Here is a 12,572-nt window from a genome sequence, read left to right on the forward strand (position 1 = left end):
GGAGCCGCCCGAATCGGCCGAACCGAGACGCCCACCCCCGACGAAAGTCGAGGGTGGCATTGGTCTTTGGACAGGGGACCAGAGGCCAGGGCGGCCCATAACATCGGCCCAGGCCGACGGGAGGAGACCGCGTGACCACAGGCCGCCCGCAGGACACCGGCCACCCCGGCCAGCCGCGCCACCCGCACCACCCCGACCGCTCAAGCCAGCCGCAGCACCCCGACCACTCAGGCCAGCCGCAGCACCCCGACTACTCAAGCCACCTGCAGCACCCCGGCCCGCGCCCGCCCGCCACCGCCCTGCTCGGCTGGTACGCGCCCGACCGCCGCCGCTGGGCGGAGACCCTGCTCCTGCTCACCGTCCTCGCCCTCGCGGCCGAGGAGACGTACACCCAGTGGGTCGTCACCGACGCGCCCTACCGACCGCTGCGCACGGCCGCCGCCGCCCTCGCCGCCCTCTCCCTCGTCCTCGCCCGCCGCCACCCGGTCGCCTCCGCCGTCCTTCCCGTCGTCACCGCAGGCCTGCTCAACCGCGCCTTCCCCGGCCTGTTCAGCGTCTACTACCTCGCCTCCACCGGCCGCGCCGGGCCCGCCATGGCCGGCGGAGCCGCCATTGCCGTCCTCAGCGCGGTCCGCGCCGACTCGCTCCTCGGCTGGGCCGGAACCACCGGCTCACAACTGCTCGTCGAGGCCGCCGCCCTCTCCCTCGGCCTCTGGCTGCACGGCCGCCGCGTCCTGATCCACACCCTGCACGCCCAGGTCGACGCGCTGCGCCGCGAGCGCGAACTCCGCGCCGAACACGCCCGCTCGGCTGAACGCGCCCGGATCGCCCGGGAGATGCACGACGTCCTGGCACACCGCCTCAGCCTGCTCGTCCTGCACGCCGGGGTGCTGCACGACCAGGCCGCCGCGGGCACCGCCGCCGACGACCCCGACCGGCTCGCCCACCGGCTCGAACTTCTCCGCTCGACGGCCGCCCGCTCCCTCGACGACCTGCGCGACGTCCTCGGCGTCCTCCGCTCCGAACCCCGGCTCCCGACCGCCACGCCCCACCCGACCGCTACGCCCCACGCACCGGACGAGCGCCACCCGCCGAAAACGCCCCACCCTCCGGACGAGCCGCGTCTGCCCGCCGTACCGACCTTGGCGGCCGGACTGCGGTCAGCGGGCCGGTCCCGGCCACTCGACCGACCCGGGCCGCTCGCGCCCGATCCCCGGCACACCTCGGCCGCCCCGGCACCGCGCCGTCCGGCCGAGGCCGTACCAGCCCGGTCGCACTCCGCACGCGTGCCCGAGGCCGAGCTCACACCCGTGCCCGCGCCGGTCCCCGCGCCGGTTCCCGCGCCGGTTCCCGCGCCGGTTCCCGCGCCGGTTCCCGCGCCGGTTCCCGCGCCCGCCCTGCGGGACCTCACCGAACTCGTCGGAGAGGCCGCCGCCGCCGGGCAGACGGTCGAACTCGCCCTCGACGGTGACCCGGAGACCGTCCCGACCACCCACCGCCTGGCCGTCCACCGCCTGGTGCAGGAGGCGCTGACCAACGCCCGCAAGTACGCGTACGCCGCACCCGTCACCGTCCGCGTCCGCGTCCGCTACGGCGCCCCGGCGACCACCGTCGAGGTGTGCAACGGCCCGGGGCGGCCGGCACCGTCCGGGGCCTGCGCCGGCGGTGGGTACGGGCTGGTCGGGCTCGCCGAACGGGTCGGCGCGCTCGGCGGACACCTCGATGCCGGCACCGACGGCCACGGCGGCTTCCGCCTCGCGGCCCGCCTCCCGTCGCCCGAGCGCCCGCCCACACCGCCACCCCGGGCCCGGCCGGCCCCGCGGCCGCACACCGCGCAGCACACCGCGCCGCTGAGCGGGCGGCACACCCAGCCGCAGGCCCGGCCGGACTGCTCGCCGACACCACCTGGAGAGGGCACATGATCCGCACCATGGTGGTCGACGACGACGCGTTGGTCCGCCTCGGCCTCGTCGACCTGCTCATCCAGGACCCGGCCCTCACCGTCGTCGCCGAGGCCGCCGACGGACTCCAGGCCGTCGAGCTTGCCCGCCGCCAACGCATCGACGTCGCCCTGATGGACATCCGGATGCCCCGGCTCGACGGCATCGCCACCACCCGCCGCCTGCGCGAGCTGCCAGACGGCCCGCGCGTCATCGCGCTCACCACCTTCGACCTGGACGAGTACGTCTACCGGGCGCTCGCCGCCGGCGCCGACGGCTTCCTGCTCAAGGACACTCCGCCCGCCGAGATCGCCCGCGCCGTCCACATCGTGGCGGACGGCCACGGCATGCTGCACCCGGCCGCCGCCCGCCGCCTCATCGACCGCTACCACCGCAGCGGCGCCCCGCGTTCGGTCGCCGCCCGAGGCCGCGTCGCCGGGCTCACCCCGCGGGAGACGGACGTGCTCCGAGAGCTCGCCCGCGGACTGTCCAACGCCGAGATCGCCGGTGTCCTCGGGATGCGCGAGAGCACGGTCAAGGCCCATGTCAGCCGGATCCTCACCGCACTCGGGGTCGGCAACCGCGTCCAAGCCGCCCTGCTCGCCCGCGATGCCGGAGTCGTCGACGACGGCGACTGACGGCGGAGACGGGTGACCAACGACCGGTGACCAACGAGGAATGAGGTACGAGGAACGAGGGACGACGGAGACTGACGAGTGCGACGGACGAGCGCGCCTAATGAGCGTGACCGATGACCGTGACTGATGACCTGGGCCGACGGCAGCGGCGGACCACACCGGCGGCCGGGTACCGGTCCGCGGCGCCGGCCGCCGCCCCTCCTGTCAGGCCCCTCCGCCGTCACCACCCGCGACCCGCTGCCTGGTACCGAGCGTTGAGCCGGAGTCACCCATCCGGCGTGGAAATGCCGTGCCTTGGCCGTTTGCGCTGCCGAACCCGGGCGTGGGGTCCATGGTGGAGATGGGCGCGATCCGGCGACCGCGCTCGCGCGCCGACCCAGGCCCGCGCGCCGTACGCCTGCCACCGTTCTCCGGCGGGCGCCCGAGGCGGGCCCGGCCTCCGGCACGCTGGGAACAGGGCCACCTCGCAGGAAACCGAACGGTTCTTCTAGGCTCACATCTCGGCTTCCCTGCGGCGGTGCAGTCACTGCGCCCGCCGCATCGAAGCCGCCGTCCACGGGGCTCCGGGCCGACCGGGGCTACCGGATCGAGCGAGGAGGACGCAATGCCAAGCATGCCGCCCAGCCGTTCCACCGCACTTGGGCCAGACGGGCCGCCCTGGCGGACCGTACGTCTGGCCGGGGCCGCACGTCCCGGTTGGTCCGGACACCCGGGCTGGTCCAGCCGGCCGGTGCGGCCGCTGAATACCGGCGGCGGCCGCGGAGGCGAGCGTTGAGTCCCCAAGCCGTCCGGCCGCCCGTCACACCGACCGTGACCACCGAGCCCGCACTCGCCCCGGCCGACGTCGTCGCCACCGCCACCGCTGCCGCACCGGCCTCCACACCGGCGCCCGCGCCCGTTCCGGCCCTCGGCACAGGAGCCGGCAGCGCAACCGCCGGCACCGTAACCGCCGCCACCGCCACGGCCGTCCCACCCACCACCGCCGTCACCATCACCACGACCGCCGGCGTCACGGCAACCGTCACCACCACGGCAACCGTCGCCACCACGACCGCCACCGCCACGACCGCCACCGCCGTCGTGCTGCCACCTCTCCCGGCGAACACTCCCGCTGCCGCCCCACCCGCCGCCGACGGTGACAGCCAGCTCAGCCCCACCGCCGCACTCCCCGGACTGCCCCAGGCCATCAGCACACGCGCCCGCACCCTGGCCGGCGCCGTCCGCCGCCGCTGCGCCGACCTCGCCCGGATGGAGTCGCCCAGCGGCGACGCCCCCCGACTCAACGCCCTCGCCGAGGAGTTGGCCGCCGGGTTCCGCGCCACCGGCGCCACCGTCCACCGCGAGCCCGGCCCGGCCGGCGACCACCTGGTCCTCCAATGGGAAGGCCAGGACGAGACCCTGCCGCACCTCCTCGTGGTCGGCCACCACGACACCGTCTGGCCGGCCGGCATCCTCAACGACTGGCCGGTCACCGAACAGGACGGCACGCTCAGCGGCCCCGGCGTCGTCGACATGAAGGGCGGACTCGCGGCCCTCGAAGGCGCGTTCGCCCTGCTCGCCGACCTCGGCCAGCGCCCGCACCGCACCGTCCGGCTGGTCGTCGTCTCGGACGAGGAGGTCGGCAGCCCCGACGGACGCCGCCTGGTCGAACGCCAACTGCGCGGTGCGGCCGCCGTACTGGGCCTCGAACCGCCCCACCCGGACGGCCGGCTCAAGACCGCCCGCCGAGGCAGCACCCGGGTGCGCCTCACCGTCACCGGACGCGAGGCGCACGCCGGAAACGACGCCGCCCAGGGCGTCTCCGCCGTCGACGAACTCGTCGACCAGCTGGTCGCCGTCCGCGGACTCGCCGGCCGGCCCGGCACCGAACTCAACACCGGACGGATCAGCGGCGGCACCCGTGCCAACGTCATCGCCGGCCGAGCCGAGGCCGAACTCGGCCTGCGCTTCGCCACCGCCGAGGCACAACGCCGCACCCTCGACAGCCTGGCCCGCCTCACCGCGCTGCGCCCGGGGGCGCGGGTGCGGACGGAGGTGCTGTCCAGCCGGCCGGCCTGGCAGGAGCGCTCGGCCAACCCGTTGCTGCGGCACGTCCGGTCCCTCGCCGCGGTGCTCGGGCAGCAGTTGGACGGCGCTCCGGCCGGCGGGGCAGGGGACACCAACCTGCCCGGATCGCGCGGGCTGCCGACGCTGGACGGCTTCGGCGCGGTCGGCGCCGGGGCACACGCCCGGCACGAGCACATCCGGATCGATCAGCTGGCCCCCCGGATCGCCCTGCTGGCGGCGCTTCTCGCCGTACCGCTGCCACGTCTGCGGGACCGGTCGGAGGGCTGACGCGGTCCGGAGTCCGGAGCAACGGGCCCGTCGTCCGGCGCAGGCCGGGCGGCGGGCCCGCGTCATCGTGCGGTTCCGTCGGGGCGGCGGGCCGGTGGCCGTGGGCTACTGGCCACTGCCTGCCGGTCACTGTTTAGCGGCCAGCGGCCAGCGGCCAGCGGCCATTGGCCAGCGGATCACCGGCCGTTAGAGCCGACCGCCGCCCTCGGAAGGGTGGTCGAGCAGCGGGAACAGGCGGGTCACCGCGGCCACCGGGCGGGTGCCGGGCGCGGGCCCGCGGCGTCGGTAGGGGGCGAGCAGCGCGCGGACGGCGGCGCCGAGATCGGCCAGCTCCTCGGGGCTGAGGTGAAGGACGTCGCTGGACGCCTCGTCGCGCTGCCACTCGGCGGGGGCCTGCGCCCGGTGGGCGAGCCACTGGCGGTAGCTGGTGTCCTCAAGATCCTCTGCGAGGTCCTCCGCGAGACCGGCGGCCAGGCCGGGGGTGCCTCGCCGTGACGACGGCGGAGACGGGGCGGGGGAGCCCGGCTCGGCCGCCGTCACGGCGGCACTGCCGGGGGGCATCAGCGATCCCTCCCACCTGAGCCGCCACGGGCGGGCCCGGCCGTCGACGGTGGGTGCCTCCTCGATCAGACCGTAGCGGGCGAGCTGACGCAGGTGGAACGAGCAGGTGCCGGAGCTCTGGTGCAGATGCTGAGCCGCCTGGTTGGAGGTGATCTTCCCCCACTCGGCGATCAGGTCGAGCAGCGCCAGCCGGATCGGGTGGTGCGGCAACGGCCGGTTCGGCGGCATCTCCAGCGGCTTCGGCTCCCGCGCCTCCGCAGGGTTCGCGGCATCCAGCGGGCGCGGGGGCTCGGTCGGCGGCGTCTCGTCGGTGGTCACTTTGCAAAGATGCCTGTTTGCAAAGTCTCTGGCAAGCCACCGGGGAGGAAATGCCCCAGATCGCCGCGATTCCCCTCATCCATTATTTGCAAAGTCACACTTTGCAAAGTATGGATAGGCGCACTGAAAGCTCAGGAGAGGGGAGTCCGGCCATGGTCGAACAGTCGTCCATGCAGGGGTCGCAGGAGCCGCAGGAGTCACTGGCGGTGCCGGCGTCACTGGCAGTGCAGGCACCACGGGCGGCACGGCCACCGCAGGCACTGGAGGCGCCGCAGGCACCGCACGCGTCGCGGTCGGCCCGGGCATCGCGGGCGGAGCGCGGGTCGGTACGGGTGCAGGGGGAGTGGGTGGCGGCCTATCCGGAGGTGCCGCCGGAGGCCCTGCGCGGGGAGGTGCGCCGGATCACGGTGGTGGGCGAAGAGGTGCTGCACCGCAGGTGCCGGGAGGTGAGGGAGGAGGAGTTCGGGACGCCCGAGCTGTCGCGGCTGGTGGACGACATGTTCGCCGCGATGTGGGTGGCCGAGGGCGCCGGGCTTGCCGCCAACCAGATCGGCGTGGACCTCCAGGTCTTCGTCTGGGACTGCTTCGACGAGGACGGCGTCCGGCACGTCGGCCACATCCTCAACCCGGTGCTGGACGAGCTGCCCGCCGATGCCCGCCGGCTGGCCGAGGCCGAGGAGGGCTGCCTCTCCGTCCCCGGCCCGCACCTGGAGCTGGCACGTCCGGACGTCGCAGTGGTGCGCGGCCGCGACCTGGGCGGCAGCCCGCTGGTCGTGGAGGGTCGGGGCTACTTCGCCCGCTGCCTCCAGCACGAGACCGACCATCTCCACGGCAGCCTCTACATCGACCGGCTCTCGCACCGGGGCCGCCGGACCGCGCTGCGCCGGATGGAGGACCGCAGGGAGAAGGTTTTCGCCGAGCGCGCCGCCCGCGCAGAGGAGCTGGCCCGCCTGCGCCCGTCTGTCTAGGCGAGCTGGGGGCCGGGCGTGCTGGGGTCCAGCCGCACGAGGGGTCCAGTCGTACGAGGATCGGGCGCACCGGCAGGGAAGCTCACGGCAGGGAAGCCCACGGCAGGGGAAGCCCAGGCGACGACCGTGCCCGGCCCATGCCCGGCCCACGTCGAGGGCTGCGCGCAGGGCCCGCCCCGGTCCGCCCTCCCGGCCCGCTGGGGCCCCGGGCCGGAACCCCGATCCGGAGTCCCGGCCCGGGGTCCGCGGCGTACGGCGGCCTGATTCCCTTGTCAGGCTGCCGTCTCACCACGCACAATGGAACCGACCGAACGGTCAGTCGGTAGCGCGGGCGGCAGCGGAACCAGCCGCCATCAGCCCCGCGCCGCACGACAGCAGGCGGCACGCAGCAAGGCAGCAAGCCGGCAGGCCGCAGGACGTGAGAGGGGACCGTGGTGACAACAGAGGTGGCCGAGCCGGTCCCCGAGCAGGTGCAGGAGGAGCGGTTCGAGGCGGTCGTCGCCGCCGAGCAGCGGATCGAGCCCCGGGACTGGATGCCCGACGCCTACCGGGCCACCCTGATCCGCCAGATCGCCCAGCACGCCCACTCCGAGATCATCGGCATGCAGCCCGAGGGCAATTGGCTCACCCGGGCCCCGTCGCTGCGCCGCAAGGCGATCCTGCTCGCCAAGGCCCAGGACGAGGCCGGCCACGGCCTCTACCTCTACGCCGCCGCCGAGACCCTCGGCGTGGACCGGGCCGAGCTGACCGAGAAGCTGATCTCCGGCCGGCAGAAGTACTCCTCGATCTTCAACTACCCGACCCTCACCTTCGCCGACGTCGGCGTGATCGGCTGGCTGGTCGACGGCGCCGCGATCTGCAACCAGGTGCCGCTCTGCCGCTGCAGCTACGGCCCGTACGCCCGCGCCATGGTCCGGGTCTGCAAGGAGGAGTCGTTCCACCAGCGCCAGGGCTACGAGCTGCTGATGACGATGATGCGCGGCACCGAGGCCCAGCGCCGGATGGTGCAGGACGCGGTGGACCGCTGGTGGTGGCCGTCGCTGATGATGTTCGGCCCCTCGGACGGCGACTCGCCGAACACCGCCCGCTCGATGGCCTGGCGGATCAAGCGGCACACCAACGACGAGCTGCGGCAGCGCTTCGTCGACATGACCGTCCCGCAGGCCGAGCACCTCGGCGTCACCCTCCCCGACCCCGAGCTGCGGTGGAACGAGGACCGCGACGGCTGGGACTTCGGCGAACCGGACTGGTCCGAGCTGACCCGCGTCATCCAGGGCCAGGGCCCGTGCAACGCCCAGCGGATCGAGCGCCGCCGCGCCGCCCACGAGGACGGCGCCTGGGTCCGCGAGGCCGCCACCGTCTACGCGCAGAAGCGCCGCGCCGAAGCCCGGCCCGAGACCGAAGCCCGGCACCACGCCGACGCCCCGAACCACGCCGATGCGCAGCGCCACGCGGAACAGGAGAACGGAAAGTGACCGAGTCCAAGGCCGGCTGGCCGCTGTACGAGGTGTTCGTGCGCCCCCGGCGCGGGCTGAACCACGTCCATGTCGGTTCGCTGCACGCGCCCGACGACCGGATGGCGCTGCTCGCGGCCCGCGACCTCTACACCCGGCGCAACGAGGGCGTCAGCCTCTGGGTGGTCCGTTCCGACGCGATCACCGCCTCCACCCCGGACGAGCGGGACCCGTTCTTCGAGCCGAGCGGCGACAAGGTCTACCGCCACCCGACCTTCTACGACATCCCCGAGGATGTCCCGCACATCTGACGGGGAGCAGCAGAACCATGACCGACGACACCGTGACCGGCCGCCACACCGGGCGTGACAGCCACACCGGCCCAGAGAGCCAGGGCCACCTCAGCAGCGACGGCCACCACGGCCACGAAAGCCACCACGGCCACGACGGCCACGAGGACGACCACGTCTACCTGAGCCTCTCCGAGGCGTCCCCCGGGCCCCAGGGCGAGGGCCGCTGGGCGTACGGGACGGGCTTCGCCGACCCGCTGCTCGGTGTGGACACCACCGTCCCGGCCGGCCTGGACGGCGCCGACCTCGCCGCCTACTGCCTGATGCTCGGCGACGACGCGCTGATCCTCGCCCAGCGGTTGATCGAGTGGTGCACCCGGGCTCCGGAGCTGGAGGAGGAGGTGGCGCTCGCCAACCTCGGCCTCGACCTGCTCGGCCAGGCCCGCCAGCTGCTCACCCGGGCCGGCCAGGCGGACGGCTCCGGCCGTACCGAGGACGACCTCGCGTACTGGCGCGAGGAGCACGACTTCCGCAACGTCCGCCTGGTCGAGGCGGCGAACGGGGACTTCGCCCACTCCGTCGCCCGGCTGCTGCTCTTCGCGACCGCGCGCGGTGCGCTGTACGAGGCGCTGGCCGGGCACCGCGACCCGGTGTTGGCGGCGGTCGCCGCCCGGGGCGTCAAGGAGCTGGCCTACCACCGCGAGTACGCCACCGCGTGGACGCTGCGGCTCGGCGACGGCACGCCGTTCTCGGCGCAGCGGATGCAGGCCGGTCTGGACGCGGTCTGGCCGCTGATGGACGAGCTGTTCACGGCGCACCCGGTGGAGCTGCGGGTCGGCGTCGACCCGGGGACGCTGCGCGAACCGGTGCTGCGGGAGCTGGCCGCGGTGCTCGGCGAGGCCGGGCTGGCCGTGCCGCAGGCGTCGGCGCTGGCCACGGTCGGTGGCCGGGCCGGGCGGGACGGCGTGCACACCGAGGCGCTCGGTCCGCTGCTGGCCGAATTCCAGGTGGTGGCCCGCGCACACCCGGGGGCGACGTGGTGACCGTGCTCAGCGACGCCTGGGAGGTCGCGGCCACGGTGCCGGACCCCGAGCTGCCGATGCTCACGCTGGCCGACCTCGGGGTGCTGGCGGAGGTCGAGGTGGGCGGCGATGTCGTGACCGCCTGGCTGACCCCGACCTACTCGGGCTGCCCGGCCGTCGCCGAGATGGCGGCCGACGTGGACCGGCGGCTGCGCGCGGCCGGCTATGCGGACGTCCGGGTCCGGCTGCGGCTGGATCCGCCGTGGTCCACCGACCTGATCACCGCGGAGGGCCGCCGCAAGCTCGCCGAGGCGGGCATCGCCCCGCCCGGGCCCGCCTCCGGGCGCCGGACGTCCCCGGGCCTGCTGGCCCTCGGCCCGACCCGCCACGTCGTGGCCTGTCCGCTCTGCGGCGGCACCGACACCGAGGAGCTGTCCCGTTTCGGCTCGACCGCCTGCAAGGCGCTGTGGCGCTGCCGCGACTGCCGCGAGCCCTTCGAACGCGTCAAGGAGATCTGAATGGCCGCCGCTGCCGATGCCGCCCCCGCGCCCGCCGATGCCGCCCCGGCCGTCGCCCCCGTCGATGCCCCCGCCGATGCCCATGCCCCGGCTGCCCGCCCCGCCCGTCGCCCGGCCTTCCACCACCTGCGGATCGCCGAGGTGGAGCGGCTCTGCGAGGACGCCGTCGCGGTGACCTTCGAGGTGCCGGACGGGCTCGCCGCGGAGTTCGCGTTCCGGCCCGGGCAGACGCTGACGCTGCGCCGGGTGGTGGACGGTGCCGACGAGCGCCGCTCGTACTCGATCTGCGCCCCCGTCGGCGGTCCGCTGCGGATCGCCGTCCGTGAGGTGCCGGGAGGTCTGTTCTCCCGATGGCTGGTGCGCGAGGCGGTGCCGGGCGAGGAGGTCGAGGTGCTGACCCCGTCCGGTCTCTTCACCCCCGAGCTGGGCGAGCCCGCCGACCACGTGCTGCTCGCGGCCGGTTCCGGTGTCACCCCGATGCTCTCCATCGCCGCCTCGGTGCTGGCCGCCGACCGCACCTCCACCGTCACCCTGCTCTACGGCAACCGGCGAAGCGACACCGTGATGTTCGCCGACGAGCTGGCGGACCTCAAGGACCGCTACCTCGGCCGGTTCCAGCTGGTGCACGTGCTCTCCCGGGAGACCAGGGACGCCGAGCTGCTCAGCGGCCGGCTGGACCCGGAGCGGGTCGGGGCGCTGCTGAAGGCGCTGGTGGACGTGGAGCGGGTCGGCCACTGGTGGCTCTGCGGCCCGTTCGGGATGGTCGCCGGGGCGAAGGAACTGCTGGCCGGGCTGGGCGTGCCGGGTGCGCGGGTGCACCAGGAGCTGTTCCACGCCGAGGACGAGCCGGCCGCCGAGCGCGCCGACGGACGGGAGCCCGAGGCGGCCGGCGACGGCGCGCACAGCGAGGTCACCGTCGTCCTCGACGGGCGCGGCAGCACACTCACCCTCCCGCGCGACCGGTCCGTCCTGGACGGCGCGCAGCGCTCCCGCCCGGACCTGCCGTTCGCCTGCAAGGGCGGCGTCTGCGGCACCTGCCGTGCCCTGGTGACCGAGGGCGAGGTGGAGATGCGCCGCAACTTCGCTCTGGAGGAGAAGGAGCTGGCCGCCGGCTACGTGCTGACCTGCCAGGCCCGTCCGCTCACCGACCGGGTGACGGTCGACTACGACCGCTGAGCCGGCACGGCGGCCTTCCGGGCCGGGGCGCCGAGCAGGGCGACGAGGTCGTTGACGGCGGCCCGGCCCGCCCGGTTGGCGCCGATGGTGCTGGCCGAAGGGCCGTAGCCGACCAGGTGGACGCGCGGGTCGGCGGTGGCGGCGGTGCCGGTGAGGGCGATGCCGCCGCCGGGTGAGCGCAGGCCGAGCTGGGCCAGGTGGCCGACCTCGGGGCGGAAACCGGTGGCCCAGACGATCGCGTCGACGGCCAGCTCGTCCGCCCCGGGGCCGTCGCCCCAGGCGACGCCGTGCTCGGTGAGGCGGTCGAACATCGGGCGGCGGTGCAGCGCGCCGAGCTCCTCGGCGCGGCGGTAGGCGACGGACGGGCCGAGCCCCGTTACGCTCACCACGCTGCGCACCGGAAGGCCCTGGCGGACCCGCTCCTCGACCTTGGCCACCACCGCCCGGCCGTACTCGGGGGTGAACGGTCCCTCGTGGTGGACGGGCGGGGTGCGGGTGACCCAGACCGTCTCGCCGACGGCCGCGACCTCCGACAGCACCTGGATCGCCGAGGCGCCGCCGCCGACCACCAGGACGCGCTTTCCGGCGAACTCCTGCGGCCCCCGGTACTCGGCGTAGTGCAGCTGCCGGCCGGCGAAGTGGCCGGGGTAGTGCGGCAGGAAGGGGCGGGTCCAGGTGCCGGTGGCGTTGATCAGCGCCCGGGTGGACCAGGTGCCGTCGTCGGTCTCGACCAGCAGCCGGGCGTCGCGCCGGTCGGACTCGGAGCGGACCGCCCGGACCCGGACGGGGCGCACCACCGGGAGCGCGTGTTTCGCCTCGTACGCCGCGAAGTACCCCGGGACCACCTCGCGGGCGGGGGCGTCCGGGTCGGGCTCGGGCAGCTCGAAGTCGGGCAGGTCGTGGAAGCCGTGCACGGTGGCCATCCGCAGGGTCGGCGAGCGGTGCGCCCAGGCGCCGCCGGGGGCGTCGTCGGCGTCGAGCACGACGAAGCCGCCGTCGGTGTCCGCCCGGTAGGGGGCGAAGCCGCGGCGGCGCAGGTGGTAGGCGGCGGACAGGCCGGCCTGCCCGGCGCCCACCACCAGGACGTCGACCCGCCGTGTTCCGGCGGCGGCCAGCGACGTGACGGCGGCCGGGGTCCCGCCTGCTGCCGCGCCCTCGTTGGTTGCACCGTAAACAGTCACGCCGATGAAACATCGGACGGGAGGGGAGTGTTCCCCGCCGCACGGGCGGGCCCGGCGGCGGGGCACAGCCGGTCAGGGCAGCCGGCCGGGGCAGCCGGCCGGGTGGGGCAGGCAGAGCGGCCGGCCTGGTCGGGCAGCCGACGAGGGCAGCCGAGGAGGGCAGCCGACTCGG

General features: G+C 75.1%; 11 protein-coding genes. 9 read left to right on the forward strand and 2 right to left on the reverse strand.

The features are described from left to right. Positions 1–131 precede the first annotated feature (131 nt). The 3 genes from ACZ5WK_RS03805 (at position 132) to ACZ5WK_RS03815 (ending at position 4,912) form a co-directional block, all read left to right on the forward strand. Entirely contained in the window at positions 132–1,922 is a 1,791-nt protein-coding gene (locus tag ACZ5WK_RS03805; protein WP_465544609.1) for a sensor histidine kinase, read from the forward strand. Further along, positions 1,919–2,578 (forward strand): response regulator, encoded by a 660-nt coding sequence (locus ACZ5WK_RS03810; protein ID WP_465544610.1) that lies wholly within the window; start codon positions 1,919–1,921, stop codon positions 2,576–2,578. The genes ACZ5WK_RS03805 and ACZ5WK_RS03810 overlap by 4 nt, the downstream gene beginning before the upstream one ends. Before the next feature lie 810 nt (positions 2,579–3,388). Continuing rightward, entirely contained in the window at positions 3,389–4,912 is a 1,524-nt protein-coding gene (locus tag ACZ5WK_RS03815) for a M20 family metallopeptidase (protein ID WP_465544612.1), read from the forward strand. 186 nt (positions 4,913–5,098) lie between these two features. On the opposite strand, the gene ACZ5WK_RS03820 is transcribed toward ACZ5WK_RS03815, so the two are convergent. Then, positions 5,099–5,701: an ArsR/SmtB family transcription factor gene (locus ACZ5WK_RS03820; protein ID WP_465545213.1), complete on the reverse strand. Its 603-nt coding sequence runs from the start codon at positions 5,699–5,701 to the stop codon at positions 5,099–5,101. 422 nt (positions 5,702–6,123) lie between these two features. Here ACZ5WK_RS03820 and def point away from each other — a divergent pair, with 422 nt between their 5' ends. The 6 genes from def (at position 6,124) to paaE (ending at position 11,219) form a co-directional block, all read left to right on the forward strand. Further along, positions 6,124–6,759: a peptide deformylase gene (def, locus tag ACZ5WK_RS03825; protein WP_465545215.1), complete on the forward strand. Its 636-nt coding sequence runs from the start codon at positions 6,124–6,126 to the stop codon at positions 6,757–6,759. A 470-nt stretch (positions 6,760–7,229) separates the two neighbouring features. Further along, a complete protein-coding gene (gene paaA / locus ACZ5WK_RS03830) occupies positions 7,230–8,234 on the forward strand; it encodes a 1,2-phenylacetyl-CoA epoxidase subunit PaaA (protein ID WP_465545217.1) in 1,005 nt (334 codons plus the stop codon). After that, positions 8,231–8,524 (forward strand): 1,2-phenylacetyl-CoA epoxidase subunit PaaB, encoded by a 294-nt coding sequence (gene paaB, locus ACZ5WK_RS03835; protein ID WP_218199217.1) that lies wholly within the window; start codon positions 8,231–8,233, stop codon positions 8,522–8,524. Before paaA ends, paaB begins: the two co-directional genes overlap by 4 nt. Before the next feature lie 17 nt (positions 8,525–8,541). Next, complete coding sequence (paaC, locus tag ACZ5WK_RS03840) at positions 8,542–9,546, forward strand: 1,2-phenylacetyl-CoA epoxidase subunit PaaC (RefSeq protein WP_465544614.1); 1,005 nt, start codon at positions 8,542–8,544, stop codon at positions 9,544–9,546. After that, entirely contained in the window at positions 9,540–10,043 is a 504-nt protein-coding gene (gene paaD / locus ACZ5WK_RS03845) for a 1,2-phenylacetyl-CoA epoxidase subunit PaaD (protein WP_465544615.1), read from the forward strand. Before paaC ends, paaD begins: the two co-directional genes overlap by 7 nt. Continuing rightward, positions 10,044–11,219 (forward strand): 1,2-phenylacetyl-CoA epoxidase subunit PaaE, encoded by a 1,176-nt coding sequence (paaE, locus tag ACZ5WK_RS03850; RefSeq protein ID WP_465544617.1) that lies wholly within the window; start codon positions 10,044–10,046, stop codon positions 11,217–11,219. On the opposite strand, the gene ACZ5WK_RS03855 is transcribed toward paaE, so the two are convergent. Beyond that, positions 11,207–12,334, reverse strand: coding sequence for an NAD(P)-binding domain-containing protein (locus tag ACZ5WK_RS03855; RefSeq protein ID WP_465545219.1), 1,128 nt, complete (start codon positions 12,332–12,334; stop codon positions 11,207–11,209). The two genes, paaE and ACZ5WK_RS03855, sit on opposite strands and share 13 nt — an antisense overlap. Positions 12,335–12,572: the final 238 nt, after the last annotated feature.

Source organism: Kitasatospora sp. NPDC032757 (assembly GCF_055579305.1).

Excerpts from the sequence above, each read along its gene's own strand:
- paaC (WP_465544614.1), top strand. The coding sequence starts at position 8,542 with ATGACCGACGACACCGTGACCGGCCGCCACACCGGGCGTGACAGCCAC.
- ACZ5WK_RS03820 (WP_465545213.1), bottom strand. The coding sequence starts at position 5,701 with ATGCCGCCGAACCGGCCGTTGCCGCACCACCCGATCCGGCTGGCGCTG.
- paaE (WP_465544617.1), top strand. The coding sequence starts at position 10,044 with ATGGCCGCCGCTGCCGATGCCGCCCCCGCGCCCGCCGATGCCGCCCCG.
- ACZ5WK_RS03810 (WP_465544610.1), top strand. The coding sequence starts at position 1,919 with ATGATCCGCACCATGGTGGTCGACGACGACGCGTTGGTCCGCCTCGGC.